This window comes from Denitratisoma sp. DHT3 (assembly GCF_007833355.1).
Classification (GTDB): domain Bacteria; phylum Pseudomonadota; class Gammaproteobacteria; order Burkholderiales; family Rhodocyclaceae; genus Denitratisoma.
In genome coordinates this window covers 1,961,086-1,979,191 of record NZ_CP020914.1, presented here as the reverse complement: position 1 = coordinate 1,979,191, position 18,106 = coordinate 1,961,086, and the positions used below count along the sequence as shown (strand labels likewise).

At 62.3% G+C, this 18,106-nt stretch carries 16 protein-coding genes and 1 pseudogene; 14 read left to right on the top strand and 3 right to left on the bottom strand.

All coding sequences use genetic code 11. The annotated features are described in order from the left end of the window. Complete coding sequence (gene tldD / locus B9N43_RS09120) at positions 1 to 1,440, top strand: metalloprotease TldD (protein WP_145841953.1); 1,440 nt, start codon at positions 1 to 3, stop codon at positions 1,438 to 1,440. Positions 1,441 to 1,700: 260 nt separating this feature from the next. Here the strand turns inward: tldD and B9N43_RS09115 are convergent, their stop codons facing one another. From B9N43_RS09115 to B9N43_RS09105, 3 genes are all read right to left on the bottom strand, one after another. Then, positions 1,701 to 2,129, bottom strand: coding sequence for a ProQ/FINO family protein (locus B9N43_RS09115; RefSeq protein ID WP_145841952.1), 429 nt, complete (start codon positions 2,127 to 2,129; stop codon positions 1,701 to 1,703). A gap of 90 nt (positions 2,130 to 2,219) precedes the next feature. Beyond that, positions 2,220 to 3,386, bottom strand: coding sequence for a methionine adenosyltransferase (gene metK, locus B9N43_RS09110; protein WP_145841951.1), 1,167 nt, complete (start codon positions 3,384 to 3,386; stop codon positions 2,220 to 2,222). 179 nt (positions 3,387 to 3,565) lie between these two features. Further along, on the bottom strand, positions 3,566 to 5,542 hold the full coding sequence (locus tag B9N43_RS09105; RefSeq protein WP_145841950.1) for a flagellar assembly protein A: 1,977 nt from the start codon (positions 5,540 to 5,542) through the stop codon (positions 3,566 to 3,568). A 248-nt stretch (positions 5,543 to 5,790) separates the two neighbouring features. On the opposite strand from B9N43_RS09105, the gene motA reads away from it, so the two are divergent. The 13 genes and pseudogenes from motA to flhB all read left to right on the top strand — a co-directional run bounded on the left by motA (position 5,791) and on the right by flhB (position 18,097). Beyond that, complete coding sequence (motA, locus tag B9N43_RS09100) at positions 5,791 to 6,651, top strand: flagellar motor stator protein MotA (protein ID WP_145841949.1); 861 nt, start codon at positions 5,791 to 5,793, stop codon at positions 6,649 to 6,651. A gap of 28 nt (positions 6,652 to 6,679) precedes the next feature. Then, positions 6,680 to 7,618: a flagellar motor protein MotB gene (gene motB / locus B9N43_RS09095; protein ID WP_145841948.1), complete on the top strand. Its 939-nt coding sequence runs from the start codon at positions 6,680 to 6,682 to the stop codon at positions 7,616 to 7,618. Between the two features lie 57 nt (positions 7,619 to 7,675). Beyond that, on the top strand, positions 7,676 to 8,041 hold the full coding sequence (locus tag B9N43_RS09090; protein ID WP_145841947.1) for a response regulator: 366 nt from the start codon (positions 7,676 to 7,678) through the stop codon (positions 8,039 to 8,041). 35 nt (positions 8,042 to 8,076) lie between these two features. Beyond that, positions 8,077 to 8,322 (top strand): annotated as a pseudogene (locus tag B9N43_RS17760) (Hpt domain-containing protein); the annotation flags it as partial. A gap of 333 nt (positions 8,323 to 8,655) precedes the next feature. Next, positions 8,656 to 9,801: a chemotaxis protein CheA gene (locus B9N43_RS09085; protein ID WP_315904565.1), complete on the top strand. Its 1,146-nt coding sequence runs from the start codon at positions 8,656 to 8,658 to the stop codon at positions 9,799 to 9,801. A 13-nt stretch (positions 9,802 to 9,814) separates the two neighbouring features. After that, on the top strand, positions 9,815 to 10,321 hold the full coding sequence (locus tag B9N43_RS09080) for a chemotaxis protein CheW (protein ID WP_145841945.1): 507 nt from the start codon (positions 9,815 to 9,817) through the stop codon (positions 10,319 to 10,321). Positions 10,322 to 10,335: 14 nt separating this feature from the next. Continuing rightward, positions 10,336 to 11,256, top strand: coding sequence for a CheR family methyltransferase (locus B9N43_RS09075; RefSeq protein ID WP_145841944.1), 921 nt, complete (start codon positions 10,336 to 10,338; stop codon positions 11,254 to 11,256). Positions 11,257 to 11,720: 464 nt separating this feature from the next. Next, positions 11,721 to 12,686, top strand: a complete 966-nt coding sequence (locus B9N43_RS09070; RefSeq protein WP_145841943.1) for a chemotaxis protein — start codon at positions 11,721 to 11,723, stop codon at positions 12,684 to 12,686. An 11-nt stretch (positions 12,687 to 12,697) separates the two neighbouring features. Next, positions 12,698 to 13,654, top strand: a complete 957-nt coding sequence (locus B9N43_RS09065; RefSeq protein WP_145841942.1) for a chemotaxis protein — start codon at positions 12,698 to 12,700, stop codon at positions 13,652 to 13,654. Between the two features lie 15 nt (positions 13,655 to 13,669). Next, positions 13,670 to 14,065, top strand: coding sequence for a chemotaxis response regulator CheY (gene cheY / locus B9N43_RS09060; protein WP_145841941.1), 396 nt, complete (start codon positions 13,670 to 13,672; stop codon positions 14,063 to 14,065). Between the two features lies 1 nt (position 14,066). Further along, positions 14,067 to 14,903 carry a protein phosphatase CheZ gene (cheZ, locus tag B9N43_RS09055; protein ID WP_145841940.1) on the top strand — a complete coding sequence of 279 codons (837 nt, stop codon included), beginning with the start codon at positions 14,067 to 14,069 and terminating at the stop codon, positions 14,901 to 14,903. A gap of 39 nt (positions 14,904 to 14,942) precedes the next feature. Beyond that, complete coding sequence (locus B9N43_RS09050; RefSeq protein WP_261379303.1) at positions 14,943 to 16,847, top strand: chemotaxis protein CheA; 1,905 nt, start codon at positions 14,943 to 14,945, stop codon at positions 16,845 to 16,847. 98 nt (positions 16,848 to 16,945) lie between these two features. Further along, positions 16,946 to 18,097 (top strand): flagellar biosynthesis protein FlhB, encoded by a 1,152-nt coding sequence (gene flhB / locus B9N43_RS09045; protein WP_145841939.1) that lies wholly within the window; start codon positions 16,946 to 16,948, stop codon positions 18,095 to 18,097. The last annotated feature ends 9 nt before the right edge of the window (positions 18,098 to 18,106 follow it).

Below are 18,106 nucleotides of genomic sequence, written 5' to 3'. Positions count from 1 at the left end.
ATGAAAACTGACCTCTACCACACCGCCGAACGCTGCCTGCTGGCGCCCTACGACCTGACTCCCCGCAAGCTGGAACAGGTCTTCGGTCAACTCTTCGGCCACAAGATCGATTACGCCGATCTCTACTTCCAGTACGCCCGCTCCGAGGGCTGGAGCCTGGAGGAGGGCATCGTCAAGTCCGGCAGCTTCAACATCGACCAGGGCGTGGGCGTGCGCGCCGTGGCGGGGGAAAAGACCGCCTTCGCCTATTCCGACGAGATCAGCCTGCCGGCGCTCAGCGCCGCCGCCGGTGCCGCCCGCGCCATCGCCGCGGCGGGCGCGGAAAAACTGGCGCCACTGCTGAGCCGGCGGACGACGCCGGCGCTGTACCTGGCCGACGATCCGATCGCCTCGCTTTCCGACATCGACAAGGTCCGCCTGCTGGAGCGCCTGGAAGGCTTCGCCCGGGCCGAGGACCCCCGCATCAAGCAGGTGATGGCCCACCTGGCGGCGACCTGGGAGGTGATCCTGGTGGCCCGCTCCGACGGCCATCTGGCCGCCGACGTGCGGCCCCTGGTGCGGGTCTCCCTCAGCGTCATCATGGAGGACCAGGGCAAGCGCGAGCAGGGCTCCGCCGGCGGTGGCGGCCGCTTCGACTACGGCTATTTCAGCGACGAGGTACTGCGCGACTACGCCCGCCGCGCCGTGCATCAGGCCCGCATCAACCTGGAGGCCCGGCCCGCCCCGGCCGGTCCGATGACCGTGGTGCTGGGCAGCGGCTGGCCCGGCATCCTGCTCCACGAGGCCATCGGCCACGGCCTGGAGGGGGACTTCAACCGCAAGGGCAGCTCCGCTTTCGCCGGCCGGGTCGGCCAGCAGGTGGCGGCCAAGGGCGTCACCGTGGTGGATGACGGCACCCTGGCGGACCGGCGCGGCTCTCTCTCGGTGGACGACGAGGGCAACCCCACCCAGCGCACGGTGCTGATCGAGGACGGCATCCTCCGGGGCTATCTGCAGGACAGCCTGAACGCCCGCCTGATGGGCGTCGCGCCCACCGGCAACGGTCGCCGCGAATCCTTCGCCCATCTGCCCTTGCCGCGCATGACCAACACCATCATGCTGGCCGGCGACAAGACGCCGGAGGAAATCATCGCCTCGGTGAAGCACGGCCTGTACGCGGTCAATTTCGGCGGCGGGCAGGTGGACATCACCAGCGGCAAGTTCGTCTTCTCCACCGCCGAGGCCTACATGATCGAGGATGGCAAGATCAGCTATCCGGTGAAGGGGGCGACCCTGATCGGCAACGGCCCGGACGCGCTGACCCGGGTCTCGATGATCGGCAACGACCTGGCTCTCGACCCGGGCGTCGGCACCTGCGGCAAGGAGGGACAGAGCGTGCCGGTGGGGGTGGGGCAGCCCACGCTGCGCCTGGACGGGCTGACGGTGGGTGGCACGGGGTAGGGTGGCTTTGGGGCTCGCCCCCCTTCGCCCCCCTCCGGGGGGTTCTCATTTGCTTGCTGCGCTCGGGTGTTTGGGGGAACGCTGTAGCGACACCGATAGGTTGCGGCTGGTGCCACGTGCCGCTTTTCCTTGGGGCGGCCCGGCGGAAAAGCTCTGTCGGGTTCGCCCTTTTGGGTTTTCTGGGGGGGAATTCATTGCGGCGCCGAGGGGGCGTCTGATCCGTTCTCGGCCGGTGCGAGCCCTCGGGAAATCGGGGCGGTTTAGTTTCTGGTGTTGAATTTCTGCGCCAGTTGCTGGAGCTTCTCCTGGCGCAACTTTTCTTCGCGCGCGACCTGCTGTTCGATGCGGCGCTTCTCCGCACCGCGCTTGAAGCGCTCTTTCAGCATGGCGGCGGCCTGGTCGCGCTGTTCCTGGGTCACGGCACCCGATGGGTTGCCATCCAGGTCGAAGCGATCAGTCCCCTGCGCGAGGGCTTTCAGGTAGCGCGTCGAGCCTGTGTGCCGTTTGAGCGCAGCCACCAGCTGGCTGCGCTCGATCTCGGGGAGGCGCTGCCGAATCACGGTATGGATGCCTATGCTCAAGGGAACCGCCTTGCGGAACACCTCGAAACGAGTGCACAGGGACTCCAGAACCGTGCTCGGCCGTCCTTGCTGCGGGGCTGCGTCCCCGGTCGTCTGCGATTCGCTCATGGGGTGCGATTATGCCTCATGGGTTTGATAAGGACCCGCCCCGCAACCAGGGTGCGCCATCGGATCGCAGGCCGGCATCGCGATGGACGCCTACAACCCCGCCTCAGCCCGCAGCGCCGCCGCCTTGTCGGTGGCTTCCCAGGTGAATTCCGCATCCTCGCGACCGAAATGGCCGTAGGCGGCGGTTTTCTTGTAGATCGGCCGCAGCAGGTCGAGCATGTTGACGATGCCCTTGGGGCGCAGGTCGAAGTGCTTCTTCACCAGTTCGGCGATCTTCTCGTCGGAGATCTTGCCGGTGCCGTAGGTGGTGACCCAGACGCTGGTGGGATGGGCCACGCCGATGGCGTAGGAGACCTGGATCAGGCAGCGGCTGGCCAGCCCGGCGGCGACGATGTTCTTCGCCACGTAGCGGCCGGCGTAGGCGCCTGAGCGGTCCACCTTGGAGGGGTCCTTGCCGGAGAAGGCGCCGCCGCCATGGGGGGCCGAGCCGCCATAGGTGTCGACGATGATCTTGCGTCCGGTCAGGCCGCAGTCGCCCTGCGGGCCGCCGACCACGAAGCGGCCGGTCGGGTTCACCAGGTATTTGATCTCGCCCTTGAGCAGTTCCTTGGGCAGCACCGGCTTGATGATGTCCTCGATCACGGCCTCGCGGATGGCCTCCAGACCGATGTCCGGGGCGTGCTGGGTGGAGAGCACCACGGTGTCGATGGCGTCGGGCCTGCCATCCTTGTAGCGCACCGTCACCTGCGACTTGGCGTCCGGGCGCAACCAGGCCAGGCGGCCGTTCTTGCGCAGCTGGGACTGGCGCTCCACCAGACGGTGGGACAGGTGAATGGGCAGCGGCATCAGGGTGTCGGTTTCGTCGCAGGCATAGCCGAACATCAGGCCCTGGTCGCCGGCTCCCTGGTCCAGGTTGTCGTCGTAGGCCTTGTTGACGCCCTGGGCGATGTCCGGGGACTGCTTGTCGTAGGCCACCAGCACCGCGCAGCCCTTGTAGTCGATGCCGGCCTCGGTGTTGTCGTAACCGATCTCGCGGATGGTGTCGCGGGCGATCTGGATGTAATCGATGTTGGCGTGAGTGGTGATTTCGCCGGCGAGCACCACCAGGCCGGTGTTGGTCAGGGTTTCGGCGGCCACGCGGGCATGCCGGTCCTGGGCCAGGATGGCGTCGAGAATGGCGTCCGAGATCTGGTCGGCAACCTTGTCCGGGTGGCCTTCGGAAACCGATTCGGAAGTGAAGAAATGTTCCTGCGACATGATGATCTGCTCCTTGCATCCCCGAGTTCTGGCCGGTTCGACCGACTCCGGGGAGCGAGAGCAGCCGACGCTTTAGCGAGATTTGTTTTCCGGTACCGGGAAGGGGTACTTTCTCCGCCTCGCAAGTTGTCCAATTAACTCGGCGGATGGACGATTCTAGCGAGCCGTTGCCCCGCGGGTCAATCGTCCGGCAGGGGCGGCTGCTCGGGCCAGTGAAAGCTGCCCGCGCTCCCGGAAAACAAGGCCTGGTCGTCGTGCCGGTTCCCTCTCAGCTGGTTGCGAAGCAGCTTTTCATTCACCTGGCAGCCGGGGGGATCGGCATGGGTGGCGCGACGGCTGCGCACCCGCGTATCGCCGGCGATCTGGACGATGCTGCAGTGGGTCGATTGCTCGGCCTGCTGGCATTCCGTGGCGATTTGAGCCTGGCGGGTGTTGATTTCACCGATGCGCGAATCCAGTGCCTGCAATTCGTCCTGAACGGACTTCAGTTGTTTCAGCACCGGCCCCATGCGATTGATCATGGCCTGCCAGGCGGCTTGGCGGGGAGGATCCAGTTTCGCGGTGCCTGCGTTCATGGTGTCGCGCAGTTGCAGGAACCTGATCAATTGGGGATCCTGCTGCAAGGTTGCGCACTGATCGGCGGCGGCTTGGCGCCGCCGTGCCAGGGCACAGGCTTCGTCGGCCAGTTCATCGGCTTCCTTGCGCTTTGCCGACAGGTCGGGGAGCAGCAGCGTGACGATGGTCTCGGCATCGCGCCAACCGGCCGCCGACTCGAGCGCCAGGATCCGGCAGGCGATCGCGCTGCCCTTGGAGACGCCTATTTCCGCGGTATCGGCGAGAATGTTGCAGCCGACGGCCTGGGCGACAACGACGCGGGCGCCGATGATCAGACAGTTTTCCGCGGATTGCAGCCGGATGCTGCCTCCCGGCGCCGCGATCACCGCTTGGGTGGCCTGGCCCTCGATGGCGATTTCGCCGCCGGGATCGCGCACGGCCCCGCCCGCCAATCGAGCCTTGAGGAGGACGCGTCCGCCGTCGGAGCTGATCTGGCCAAAAACATCCGCGAGGAATGTCATGTGATGGCCTTTCACCTCGCGGCGTTCCTGGACCTCGCCGTGCTCCTCGAACTCGGCTCCGGATAGCGTGAGATCGCCCGTGGTGCGGAGGCTGACGCCATGCCGGTCGATGATCTTTTCCGCGACGGAGATCTGGTTCGACTTGGTGTCGATATTCAGGAAACCGGTCAGCGCGGCAGTGATGAATTCGCCCTTGCTGCTTCTTTCGACGCGGGTGCCGGCGCCGGCCAGGGAGTCCAGGTCGCAGTCCTTGGGGATCTCCGGTTCGAGCGGTTCGCCGCGGACATTCCAGCCGGTCTGACCAAGGACTCGGGGTTGCTTGCGCAGCAGGCGTGTCCCGGCGGTGACCTGGGGAAAGCGGTTATGGAAGGCGCGCAGGTCGATGCGGCCATCGGCCAGTCGCTTTGGCGTGTCGTCCCGGTACAGCGCATCGGTCTGTTCGACCAGCGTCGCGTTCTGGCCTTGCGAGGGCGGGTGCCAGCGCGCGATGTCGCGCCGGTCGGGCTTGTCCGCGGTGATGGCGGCGGCGATGGCCGGGATGTCCAGACCATAGCGCAGTCCCTTGAGCCACATGGCGGCGATGAATTCGTCGATCTGGAGCAATGCTTTTTCGGAATGACGCCTGTGCTCCTGCCTCGGAGGCGGGAGCTGTCCATCCTGGTCGGCGAGATCCTGAACCGTGATGGTTTCCTCCCGCTCGATCATCACGGGCTCGAAGATGTACTCGGCGCTGGAGCCGTCCGCCGCGATTTTGACGCTGCGATATATGTCCTGCCGGTCGGTGGGGAATGGCTTGATCCCGGCCGCCAGGCGGACCGTCGATGGGTTGGCGGTCGGCCTTGGGGGCTCGGCGCCGATGGTGCAAAGTTCTTGGAAGGCCGGATAATTCAGTTCGTCGAAGCGTAGCCCCGCATTGAAGACCTGATCGGCGAATTTGACGAAACGGTCTCCGGTACCCAGTGCCGCTGGAGTCACATGGAGGCCGTCCTCGCGCAATACGGCGAAATCGGGGAGCAGAATCTCGCCACTCTCCAGGTCTGCGATGGTTTTACGGCCGGGAACGAATTGTCGTGTGCTCATAAAAGCGGTGCCCCATGGTTCGTCGATTGTCCGTCAATTACACATGGATGCCCCACCTCAAATAGGCGATTGGCGGCGAATTCATATTGATTTTCGCCTTGCGCATGGTCCGGCAAGGCAACCCGGGCTGCGTAGCCCGGGTTGCCCGGCGCTTTCCATGGCCAGGGCGTGCCTAAGATTTCTTTTGTCGTTATCATTGCGACTTCCATTATGAGATAACCCGGTAGCACCCCGGGTCTACGTCCTATATGTTCGTAATCATCGGTTATGTTTGTGTGCTGGGGGGGGTGCTGGGGGGCTTCATCCTGGCCGGCGGGCATGTGCACTCCCTGATCCAGCCGACGGAGTTGCTGACCATTGGCGGTGCGGCCCTCGGCGCCTTCCTGGTGGCGAATCCGCCCAAGGTGGTGAAGGCGACCTTGAGTGCAATCCCCAAGGTGCTGAAGGGGTCGCATCTGAACAAGGCCCTCTACATGGATCTGTTGGCCATGTTGTATGAGATTCTGTCCAAGGTGCGCAAAGAGGGATTGATGTCGGTCGAGGGCGATATCGACAGTCCCGAGTCGAGTCCGATCTTCGCAAAATATCCGGTGCTTGTCGGCGATCACCATGTGATCGAGTTCCTGACCGATTATCTGCGCATGATGGTGGGGGGGAACCTCAATGCCTTCGAAATCGAGAACTTGATGGACAACGAGATCGAGACCCATCACCACGAAGGGGAGGTTCCGGTCCATGTCTTGTCCAAGGTGGCGGATGCCCTGCCCGCTTTCGGTATCGTGGCGGCGGTGATGGGGGTGGTTCATACCATGGAGTCGGTGGGGATTCCGCCCGCGGAATTGGGCAAGCTGATCGCGGCCGCCCTGGTCGGGACGTTCCTTGGCATTCTGCTTTCCTATGGTTTCGTCGCGCCCGTGGCCACCGCTCTTGAGCACAAGTTGCACGAGGAATCCAAGGTCTATCAGTGCATGAAGGTGGTGCTGCTGGCCAGCATGAGCGGCTACGCGCCGCAGGTGGCGGTCGAGTTCGGCCGCAAGGTGCTCTATTCTGCCGATCGTCCCAGTTTCATCGAGCTGGAGGACGATCTCAAGGCCCGCAAGGGAAAGTGATCCCGACTGACGCCCGCCGGTAAACACCGTGAACGACGAGTCCCAACAACCCATTGTCGTCAAGCGTATCAAGAAAGGCGGCGGCGGCCACCATGGCGGCGCCTGGAAGATCGCCTATGCGGATTTCGTGACGGCGATGATGGCGTTTTTCCTGCTGATGTGGCTGCTGGGGTCCACGACGCAGGGCGACTTGAAGGGGATCGCCGATTATTTCTCGACCCCCTTGAAAGTGGCAATGTCCGGCGGTTCGGGGGCGGGCGACGCCACCTCGGTGATTCAGGGCGGTGGCGAGGATCTGAGCCGTACCCATGGACAGGTGAAGCGGGGGGATCTCGATCCATCCAGCCGCCTCGCCAATCCCGAGAAACTCAGGGCCGAGTTCGAGCGCATGGAGCAGCAGCGCCTGGAGTCATTGAAGGTGGATCTTGAAAATCTGATCGAATCGACGCCGGCGTTGAAGCAGTTCAAGAATCAGATGCTGCTGGATCTCACCTCCGAAGGACTGCGCATTCAGATCGTGGACGAGAAGAACCGCCCCATGTTCGATTCCGCCAGTTCCGAGTTGAAGCCCTATACCCGTGAAATTCTGCGCGAGATGGGCAAGGCGCTGAACAAGGTCCAGAACCATGTTTCCCTCTCCGGCCATACCGATGCCACGCCCTACGCGGGGGGGGATAAGGGGTTCGGCAACTGGGAGTTGTCCACCAACCGGGCCAACGCTTCCCGCCGGGAGTTGGTGGCCGGAGGGATGGATGATCAAAAAATCATGCGGGTCGTCGGCCTGGCGTCCACAGTGCTCTACGACAAGGCAGACCCGTTCAATCCGATCAATCGGCGCATCAGCATCGTCGTGATGAACAAGCGCACCGAGGAGGCCATCTTGCGGGATGGGCAGGTCATGGAGGTCGGCGATAACCAGTCAGCCAGCCGTCTGGGGCAAGAGGGAGCGGGTGACAGCAAGCCATGAGCGGCTATGGCTGAGGGACCCGTCATTGGTGTTCTGCGTTGATTAGGAGGATATCCGATGGCCAAAACGATTCTCGCCGTTGACGATTCGGAATCCCTTCGCCAGATGGTTTCCTTCACTTTGGGAACATCGGGCTATGAAGTGGTTCAGGCCGTGGATGGTGTGGACGGCCTGGATAAGGCACAGGCGACCGCATTCGACCTGGTCCTCACCGATCAGAACATGCCGCGCATGGACGGACTGGTGCTCATCAAGAGTTTGCGCGCCTTGCCCCAGTACAGGAGAACCCCGATTCTGATGCTGACCACCGAGTCCTCGGACGCCATGAAGCAGCAGGGGCGATCTTCGGGGGCCACCGGATGGCTGGTGAAGCCTTTCGCCCCTCAGAAGCTGCTCGAAGTCGTGAAGATGGTAATCGGTTGATTGAGTGTCTGCACCGTCGATGAAGAGGGACTCTCGTGACCATCGACATTAAGCAATTCCATCGGGTCTTTTTCGACGAGGTCGCGGAGCATCTCGCGACGCTGGAGTCCCAACTGTTGGCAATGGGTGCGCGGGCTCCCGATTTCGGACAGCTCAATGCCGTTTTTCGCGAAGTCCATTCCATCAAGGGTTCCGCGGCCACGTTTGGTTTTGCCGACCTGGCGCAGCTTGCCCATCTGTTCGAAAACCTGCTGGATCAGGTGCGCAAGGGACGGTTGGCCTGGCACCACGATCTGCTCGACATCTTTCTCGGAGCCGGGGATGCCTTGAAGGGCATGCTCGCATTCCATCGGGGCGAGGGAGGTGCCGCCCCGGAGACGATGGCCGCCACCTGTCGGCAACTCGAACTGCTGTCGTCGAGCATCGAGGGGGCCGCCGTGCCGGGGTGCGTCCAGAATCAGGGCGATCCGGAGGGTGAGTATGGTTTTTTTGTCGAACCGGTACAGCCCGCCATCGCCGACTTGAACGATGCCGCCGCCGCGGCCGATTGCATGGGGCGCGATACCGCGAGGGCGGAAGCCACGATGCGTGTCGGCGTCGAGCGGGTGGATCAAATGATCGATCTGCTGGGGGAGTTGGTGATCACGCAGTCGTCGTTGCTGCAGGCGGCTGCGATATTGGATCCGATCCGGTACGAGCGCCTGCATAGTGCTCTTGCGCAGCTGGAGCGCAATACCAACGATCTGCAGGCGGCCATGCTCTCGCTGCGCATGGCGCCGGTCGCGTTGGCCTTTTCGCGTTTTCCACGCGTGGTGCGGGAATTGTCCAGGTCGCTCGGCAAGCAGGCGCAACTGAAAATCATCGGCGAGGGAACGGAGCTCGATAAACGATTGATCGAGCGTATCGTCGATCCTCTGACCCATCTTGTGCGGAACAGCCTGGACCACGGAATTGAGATGCCCGCGTCGCGCATTGCCCAGGGTAAGCCGGCGGTGGGGAGCATCACGCTCCATGCCTACCACCAGGGCGGAAATATCGTCATCGAGGTGGGCGACGATGGCGCCGGCCTGGATCGGCAACGGATTCTATCCAGGGCCGGGGAACTGGGCCTCGTGGTTCGGGAGCGGATGGATGACCAGGAGGTGTGGCAGCTGATTTTCGAGCCCGGATTTTCCACTGTGGACCATGTGACCGAAATTTCCGGGCGCGGGATCGGCATGGATGTGGCGAAGCGGAACATCGAGGAACTGGGCGGCCGGCTGGAAATCGAGACCATGGCGGGGGAGGGCACGCGGATAACGCTGCGCCTGCCCTTGACGCTGGCAATTCTCGATGGCATCTCGGTTGGCGTGGGGGATGAAACCTTCATCATTCCGATCCACGGTGTGGTGGAGTCCTTGCAGGCATCGCCAGGAATGGTCAGGCACCTGCCTGGAACGGGTCACCTGCTCCAGGTCCGCGGCGAGGATCTGCCCATCATTTCCTTGCATGAGGTTTTCGGTATTCCCTCGGCGGTTCAGGCGCTGGACCAGGGCATCGCGGTGATCGTGGATGCCGGGGGGAGTCAGGCCGCATTGTTCATCGACGCCCTGGGCGCTCAGCATCAAGTGGTGATCAAGAGCTTGACGACCAATTACCGCAGGGTACCGGGGGTCGCCGCCGCCACCATCATGGGGGATGGGCGGGTGGCGATGATTCTGGATGTGGCGGCGCTCGTGGCGATGGCGCGAGCAAGGTCGCCGCTGTCTGCCGCGGCGTGACGTGGAAAACGGTATGCGTGAAGGGACGGAGATTGCGTATGAGGACGAGGATCCGGGACCGTTGCGGGAGTTCCTGACGTTTACCCTGGGCGCCGAGGAGTATGCGGTCGATATTCTGAAGGTCAAGGAAATTCGCGCTTACGAGAAGTCGACCACGCTTGCCAATGCGCCCGCCTTCATCAAGGGGGTGATCAATCTGCGGGGCATGATCGTGCCGGTCGTGGATTTGCGCATCAGATTCAATGCGGCGGCGGACTACACGGACTTTACGGTCGTGATCGTTCTGAATATTCAAAACCGTGTCGTTGGCATGGTCGTCGATGGCGTGGTCGATGTCGTTGCATTTCATCCGCATCGGCTCCATCCGTGGGCCGGACCCGCGGCTGCCGTGGATGACCGCTATATCGACGGACTCGTCGTGTCGGGAGGGCGAACGTCGATCGTCCTCGACATCGAGCGCCTGATGCTGTCCAGCGAAATGGCGCTGCTGGACGAGCCGGCGCCTGAATTCGGCAGATAGTCATCGGGTTGCCAATGCCAGGACGAGCCGGGACATCGGAAGCGGGGGGAGGCCAGGCCCCGATCGAACAGGAGTTCTCCTTTACCGATCAGGATTTCAAGGCGATCTGCGTCCTGATCCATGACTATGCCGGTATTTCCCTGTCGTCGATCAAGCGGAACATGGTCTATAGCCGTCTCGCCCGTCGCTTGCGGACCCTGGGGCTGCGGACCTTTGCCGACTATCTGGCGTTCCTGGATGCGGGGCATGAGGACGAGCGGCAGATATTCGTGAATTCCCTGACCACCAATCTGACCTATTTTTTTCGCGAGCCGCATCATTTCGAGGTGCTGGCACGGCATTTGGCGGACCGTCGCCATCGTCAATATCGAATCTGGTGCGCCGCGGCTTCCACGGGCGAAGAAGCCTACTCGCTGGCCATCACCGCCTGCGAGGTATTTTCTTCTCTTGCGCCGCCGGTCTCGATCCTGGCCAGCGACATCGACACCCACGTGCTGGCGGTGGCGGCAAGGGGCGCATACCCCGTCCAGCGTGTCGAGCGACTCAGTGCCGAGCGCCTGCAACGCTATTTTTTCAAGGAGCCGGGGGGCGATTGCGATCAGGTGCGGGTGCGCCCCGAGCTGCAAAGACTTGTCAGTTATCGACAGATCAATTTACTGGATCGGCGTTTGCCCGTAGAGGGGAACTTCGATGCGATTTTCTGTAGGAACGTGATGATTTATTTCGATAAACCGACGCAATACACGCTATTGCAGAAATTGAAACCCTTGCTCCGGGAAGATGGGCTACTCTTTGCCGGCCACGCCGAGAGCTTCATGCATGCGGGAGATATCTTCCGTCCGCTCGGGCGCACTGTATATATGCGTGCCGACAGCCGGGCGGGTGGCGGTACCGAGTCCTTGGGGGGGCAGTCTTCGGGGTCGGTGTCGTCATGAGAATCCGGGCTTGGCTGCGCCCGGGACGCGTTACCGGATATACTTTGCCGGCCGTATTCGATCGGAATTGTGCTGCTGCGGCCGCTACGGATGGCGCGATGTCCGCTCTGCCCATGCGTGAGGTCGTGGGGGCGATGCGCGGGCGTGCACTATGGTTTCATTACATTTTTGATAATAAAAGATAAAATCGGCAACTCCAGCCGGCTTGCAGCTCATGTTCCGGCGTGCAAAAAGAGAAATGATTCGGGCGGATTGTGGAATATTTGCGACTATTCGCGAATATTGGCAGCGAAAATCCGTTTAAAGTGACGCGAAGGTGCTCTGGCGATGTATTTTCCTGGGCGAGCGCGGGAGAGACTAAGGGTAGGGGGCGGTGTTGCAAATGAACTTCCTGAACAGCAGCGTTGGACCGGACAACAGGCGTGGCGTTGCTGTCATCCGCCCCTGGTGGAAAGGTGAATACCATGTCTGATTTGTTAAAGAACATCGATGGGCGCACGCGCCTCGCCGGCACCAACAAGCTGGAAATACTGCTTTTTTCCCTGGGGACGGATCAACGTACCGGGCGGTGCGAGACCTTTGGCATCAACGTGTTCAAGGTGCGCGAAGTCATGCGTACCCCGCCGATTACCGCGGCGCCCGACATGCCGTCCTCGGTCAAGGGCATGGTGAGCCTGCGCGGCGCCCTGGTGCCCGTGGTCGATTTGGCCGAATACATCGGAATGCAGCCGACGAGTCCTCGCGACATCATGATCGTCACCGAGTACAACGGCCATACCCAGGGGTTCCTGGTCGAGGCGGTGGATACCATATTGCGTCTCGACTGGGCCCAGATGCGGGTTCCTCCCGAAATGCTGACCGCCAACCTCGGCGGCCTGGTGACCGCCGTCACGGAATTGCAGGATGGCCGGCTGGTGATGATGCTCGATGTGGAGCGGGTGCTGGCCGAAACAGCCAAGTATGACGACACTTTCCTGTTCCAGAACATCACCCCCTTGGGGCGCGACGATCTGACCGTATTGTTCGCGGACGATTCTTCGGTGGCTCGCAATCAGATCGAGCGTACCCTCACCGCCATGGGCATCCGGTTCATCGGGGCCGTCAACGGCCGCGCCGCCTGGGAGGAACTGCAAAAAGTCGCGACCCATGCACAAGCGCAGGGTAAGCAGGTACGGGATTTCGTCCAGTTGATATTGACCGATGTGGAGATGCCGGAGATGGATGGCTACATCCTGACCAAATCGATCAAATCGGATCCCCAATATGCCGGGATCCCCGTGATCATGCACTCGTCGCTGTCTTCCATGTCGAACCAGCAACTGGGGCGCTCGGTGGGGGTCGATGAATATGTTCCGAAGTTCGAGCCGCAGCGCTTGTCGGAGACCATTGGCCGACTGCTGCTGGGCCACAATCCTGAAGTCGTGGCCTAACGGAGAGCGGGATGAATCTGATCGCACAACATGGCAATAATTCATTGCTGGATTCCGTCGACGCCCGGACCAAGCTGGCCGGTTCGAACCGGATGGAAATCCTGCTGTTCGAATTGGGTACTCACGAAACCTTTGGCATCAACGTGTTCAAGGTGCGCGAGGTCAGCAAGACCCCCTCAATCACCAAGGCGCCCAATATGCCGAACGGCGTGGAAGGCTTGATCAGCCTGCGGGGCAATGTGATTCCGGTGGTGTCCTTGTCCAAGGTCATGGGCCTGACGGACGCGCCGTCGGAGCGGGGCGGCTCCATGATGGTGACCGAATACAGCAAGCGTACCCTGGGTTTCCTCGTCCATAGCGTCGATCGCATCATCCGTGTCGAGTGGGACAAGGTCCGGGCGCCGGAAGCGATTACCAGCGGCGCGCACGACTACATCACCGCCATCACGGAAGTGATGGGGCGGCTGGTGTCCATCGTCGATGTCGAGCAGATCATGGCCAATACCTTCGGCGATGCGCTGGTGGGGCAGATCGAGCCGATCAACGATGCCCACGAAATCAATGTCTTCTATGTCGACGACTCCGCCGTCGCCCGCCGGAAAATCGCCGAGGTGCTGGATAAGCTCGGCGTCAAGCACAAGCATGCGCAGAACGGCCTCGAGGCCTGGACGCGACTCTCGAGCATGGCGGGCGCGGCCCAGCAGGCGGGACGCAGTGTGCGCGACGAGTTGAGCCTGATCATGGTGGACGCCGAGATGCCGGAAATGGACGGCTATGTCCTGACCCGGAATATCAAGTCCGACAGCAGATTCGACGAAATTCCCGTCGTGATGCACTCATCCCTGTCTTCCGAGGCGAATCGGGCCATGGGCAAATCGGTCGGAGTGGATTCCTACGTCGCCAAGTTTGACGCCGACGCTTTGGCCGAGACCCTTCGCCCCCTGTTGCTGAAGTCCCTGCGGGACTGATTCTGGAGATTCTCAATGCCTGCCGATCCAAGCAAGATCAAGTTCCTCGTTGTCGATGACTTTTCGACAATGCGCCGCATCGTGCGCAACCTGCTCAAAGAACTCGGTTTTACCAATGTGGAAGAAGCCGAGGATGGCGCGGTTGCCCTGCAAAAACTGAAGGGTGGCGGATTCGATTTCGTCGTGTCCGACTGGAACATGCCGAACATGGACGGCCTGACCCTGTTGCAGATGGTCAGGGCCGATCCCCAGCTCAAACATTTGCCGCTGCTGATGATCACGGCCGAGGCCAAAAAAGAGAACATCATCGCGGCGGCCCAGGCCGGGGCCTCGGGCTATATCGTGAAGCCCTTCACCGCGGCGACGCTCAACGAAAAGCTGATCAAAATTTTCGAAAAAGCAGGGCTTTGAAATGGGCAATCCAGTCAAGTTCGACGAGTCCGGGGATTCAGAGGATCTGCAGGCATTGTTTGACAGCATTGCGGCCAGCACCGGGGTGAAGGCGCCGCCGCCCGCTCCCGAAATGTCGAGTTCAGGGGACTCGGACGAGTTGCAGGCTCTGTTCGATTCCGTGGTGGCCCATGTCGAAGCGCCTGCTGCTGGCGCACCATCCCGGGCAGCGGATGCCAGCCTTGCCGGCACGAAGGACGATATCGTCTTCAATCGGTTGGGGCACATGGCGCGCCAGCTCCACGATACGTTGCGCGAGCTCGGCTATGACAAACTGCTTGAGGACACGGCGCGCCAGGTGCCGGATGCCCGCCAGCGTCTCACCTATATCGCCCAGATGACCGAACAGGCGGCCAGCCGCGTGTTGAATGCCACCGATATCGCCAAGCCGTTGCAGGAGGGGGTTCAATCGGCGGCGACGACGCTGGGCATCCGGTGGGACAAGATGTTCGCCAACCAGTTGTCCGTGGAGGAGTTCAAGGCCCTGGCGGCGGATACCCGCGATTTTTTCTCCCAGACGCCGAACCAGATGAAGACCGTGGGGGATCAGCTCATGGAAATCATGATGGCGCAGGATTTCCAGGACCTGACCGGGCAGGTGATCAAGAAGGTGGTCGAGATGGCCCAGGGGTTGGAGACTCAGTTGCTGAGCGTCCTGGTCGAGGCCATGCCGGAAGAACGGAAAGCAACGGCACCCGACGGGTTTTTGAACGGCCCGGTGATCAGCGGGGCGAACCGGACCGACGTGGTTACCACGCAATCCCAAGTGGATGACCTTCTGGAAAGCCTGGGCTTCTAGGCGATCGCTTCGGGACTGTGGGCACAGAGAGGATAAGCGATGAGTGATTTTCAAGGCATGGAAGACCTGCTCCAGGATTTCCTGGTGGAGGCGAACGATCTGCTCTCGGGCGTGGATAACAAACTGGTCGATCTGGAGCAGAATCCTCAGGATCTGTGCTTGCTCAACGATATCTTTCGGGGCTTCCACACGATCAAGGGGGGGGCCGGATTCCTGAACGCCACGGAACTGGTGACCCTCTGCCACCTGACGGAGAATCTGTTCGACCGTCTGCGCAATGGCGAGTTGGATGTCACTGGCGAGATCATGGATGTCATTCTGGAGGCCACCGGGGCGGTGCGGGAAATGTTTCATGCCCTGGATGGCGGCGTTCAGCCGCAGTCTGCATCCCCGGCGTTGATCGCGAATCTCAGGGCCGCCATCGAAGGGCAATTGCATTCCGGCAGCGCGACTCCCGCGCCGGTTGCGGAACTGGCTCCGGCGGTGACTGGCTCGGCCAGCGCCGGCGCTCCTGACTGGAATCAGCTTTTCAGCGCCGTCACCGCGTCCTCGGCGCCGGAGCCGGCTGCCGAGGCCGTGCAACTCTCCTCTGTCCCCGCGCTGCATCACGATGTCAGCGGGGAGTCGCCGGAGCAGATCATCCAGGCAGCGATCGGGCGTCGTGCGGTGGACAAGCCGAGCCATCCCGGCGCCGTGGGGCGCCGCGAGACGGAGAAGAGTCGCGACAACTCCATCCGGGTCGATACCTCGCGCCTGGATCAGGTGCTCAATCTTTCGGGAGAAATCGGTCTCACCAAGAACCGGCTGACCTCGTTGCGTTCCGATATCCTCAACGGCCGGAGCGATACCGATACCCTGCACGCGCTCGATCAGGCGGTGAGCCAGCTCGACCTCCTGGTGTCGGACTTGCAGAATGCGGTGATGAAGACCCGGATGCAGCCGATCGGGCGGCTGTTCCAGAAGTATCCCCGGATTGCCCGGGACCTGGCCCGTTCGCTGGGCAAGGACGTCGAACTGGTGCTGGCCGGCGAAGAGACGGAGATCGACAAGACGATGATCGAGGACCTGTCCGATCCGATCATCCATTTGATCCGCAACGCCGTCGACCATGGCGTCGAATCGACCGAGGACCGGCTCGCACTGGGCAAGTCCGGAAAATCGCAAGTACGCCTGGAAGCGCGCCAGGAGGGCGATCACATCGTTCTTCTGGTGGCCGACGACGGTCGCGGCATGAATGCCGAGCGGTTGCGCGCCAAGGCGCTGGAGAGAGGCCTCATCACCGATGAGGAGGCCAATACGATGGACGAGCGGCAGAGCTTCAATCTCGTCTTCCTGCCGGGCTTCTCGACCAAGGACGTCGCTTCCGACGTTTCGGGGCGCGGCGTCGGCATGGATGTGGTCCGCACCAACATCCAGAAGCTCAATGGCTCGATCGAAATCAGGTCGCAACAGGGCAAGGGCACCACGTTCATCATCTCCCTGCCCTTGACGCTGGCCATCCTGCCCGTGCTTCTGGTGCAGCTCGGTACGCAGCCCTTCGCCGTCCCCCTGTCGATGGTGCGGGAGATCCTGCCCATCGACGTGAATCTGGTGCAGGAGGTCGGCGGCCGCGCCACCATGGTGGTACGCGGCGAGGTGATGCCGATTTATCCGCTTTCCTACATGCTGGGATGGGCGGCGGAAGAAGTGCCCGGTTACGGCGTACTGATGCAGTCCGCCGAACATACTTTCATCCTCGCCATCGACGGGTTCATGGGACGGGAGGACGCGGTCATCAAGTCCCTGGAGGATTTCCGGCCCAAGGGCGTGGCTGGCGTCACCACCCTGTCCAACGGGCAGATCGTGCTGATCCTCGATATGAAGGAACTGATCCAGGAGTTGGGTGAGGGCCGAGGCGTTCCCCGTTCCACTTTCTTCGAGATGCTCGCTGCGGTGGCGGCGTAAGCGCCGACGTAGATAGAAATAACCCTCCTAAGCCCGGCTATTCGCGGATTCCTGATTTCCCATGACGGCAATAATTGCCGTCATGGGAGTCTCCGCGCATGGCTGAGGAAAGCGACCTCGAACGAACGGAACCAGCGTCGAGTCGACGCATTGAGCAGGCTCGCGAGGAGGGGCAGGTCCCTCAGTCGCGGGAGCTCACGGCTTTCCTCGTCCTGCTGTCGGGAACCGCCGGGTTGTGGGCATTGTCCGGCTTCCTCTCCCATCATGCCGAGTCCTTGCTGCGCCATGGCTTGAGTTTCGACCGCGATGCCGTGTTTTCCGACGGTGCGATGCGGCTGCGGGCGGTCTCCCTCTCGCTGGAGGGTTTGTTGATCGTGGCGCCCATCTGTTTCCTGACGGTGGCCTCGGCACTGGCGGCACCCTTCCTGATCGGCGGCTGGGTCTTTTCCACCAAGGCCCTGACATTCAACTTCACCCGCCTGAACCCGGTTCAGGGGGCCAAGCGCATCATCTCCATGCACGGCCTGGGCGAGCTGGTCAAGGCGATTCTGAAGGCGCTGTTGATCGGCGGGACGGTATTCTGGGTGATCTGGCATGACGGCGAGGCGATGTTCTCGCTGGTGGGCGGCACCGTCGAGGTGGGCATCAACGGCTACTTCCGCCTGGTTTTTTCCGCTGCGCTGGCGCTGCTCACCGGCATGGCGGTGATCGTCCTGCTGGATGTGCCATTCCAGCTCTGGCAATACTATTCCCGGCTGCGCATGACTCGCGAGGAGCTGCGGCAGGAAATGAAGGAGATGGAAGGCGATCCCCACCTCAAGGCGCGCATCCGCTCCCAGCAGCGGGAGATGGCGCGCGGCCGCATGATGTCCGAGGTGCCCACGGCCGATGTGGTGGTCACCAACCCGACCCATTTCGCGGTCGCGTTGAAGTACGACACGGCAACCATGGACGCACCCCAGATCGTCGCCAAGGGCATCAATCACGTGGCCCAGCGCATCCGCGAACTGGCGGAGGAACACAGCGTTCCGATGCTGGAGGCTCCGCCCCTGGCGCGCGCGCTCTACAAGCACGCCGAAATCGGGGAGCAGATTCCGCAGGCCCTGTATACCGCGGTGGCCGAGGTGATGGCCTACGTCTATCAACTCAATCAGTTCATCGCCGACGGCGGCGCGACGCTGCTGCCGCCCGCGCCACCGGCCGCCCTTGCGGTGCCGGAAGGGATGGACCCGGGAGTGCCTGAGACGTGAGTGACGCCC

Excerpts from the sequence above, each read along its gene's own strand:
- cheY (WP_145841941.1), top strand. The coding sequence starts at position 13,670 with ATGCCTGCCGATCCAAGCAAGATCAAGTTCCTCGTTGTCGATGACTTT.
- B9N43_RS09115 (WP_145841952.1), bottom strand. The coding sequence starts at position 2,129 with ATGAGCGAATCGCAGACGACCGGGGACGCAGCCCCGCAGCAAGGACGG.
- B9N43_RS09075 (WP_145841944.1), top strand. The coding sequence starts at position 10,336 with ATGCCAGGACGAGCCGGGACATCGGAAGCGGGGGGAGGCCAGGCCCCG.
- B9N43_RS09050 (WP_261379303.1), top strand. The coding sequence starts at position 14,943 with ATGAGTGATTTTCAAGGCATGGAAGACCTGCTCCAGGATTTCCTGGTG.
- B9N43_RS09070 (WP_145841943.1), top strand. The coding sequence starts at position 11,721 with ATGTCTGATTTGTTAAAGAACATCGATGGGCGCACGCGCCTCGCCGGC.
- B9N43_RS09090 (WP_145841947.1), top strand. The coding sequence starts at position 7,676 with ATGGCCAAAACGATTCTCGCCGTTGACGATTCGGAATCCCTTCGCCAG.
- motA (WP_145841949.1), top strand. The coding sequence starts at position 5,791 with ATGTTCGTAATCATCGGTTATGTTTGTGTGCTGGGGGGGGTGCTGGGG.
- B9N43_RS09105 (WP_145841950.1), bottom strand. The coding sequence starts at position 5,542 with ATGAGCACACGACAATTCGTTCCCGGCCGTAAAACCATCGCAGACCTG.
- flhB (WP_145841939.1), top strand. The coding sequence starts at position 16,946 with ATGGCTGAGGAAAGCGACCTCGAACGAACGGAACCAGCGTCGAGTCGA.
- cheZ (WP_145841940.1), top strand. The coding sequence starts at position 14,067 with ATGGGCAATCCAGTCAAGTTCGACGAGTCCGGGGATTCAGAGGATCTG.
- tldD (WP_145841953.1), top strand. The coding sequence starts at position 1 with ATGAAAACTGACCTCTACCACACCGCCGAACGCTGCCTGCTGGCGCCC.
- B9N43_RS09085 (WP_315904565.1), top strand. The coding sequence starts at position 8,656 with ATGATCGATCTGCTGGGGGAGTTGGTGATCACGCAGTCGTCGTTGCTG.
- metK (WP_145841951.1), bottom strand. The coding sequence starts at position 3,386 with ATGTCGCAGGAACATTTCTTCACTTCCGAATCGGTTTCCGAAGGCCAC.
- B9N43_RS09065 (WP_145841942.1), top strand. The coding sequence starts at position 12,698 with ATGAATCTGATCGCACAACATGGCAATAATTCATTGCTGGATTCCGTC.
- B9N43_RS09080 (WP_145841945.1), top strand. The coding sequence starts at position 9,815 with ATGCGTGAAGGGACGGAGATTGCGTATGAGGACGAGGATCCGGGACCG.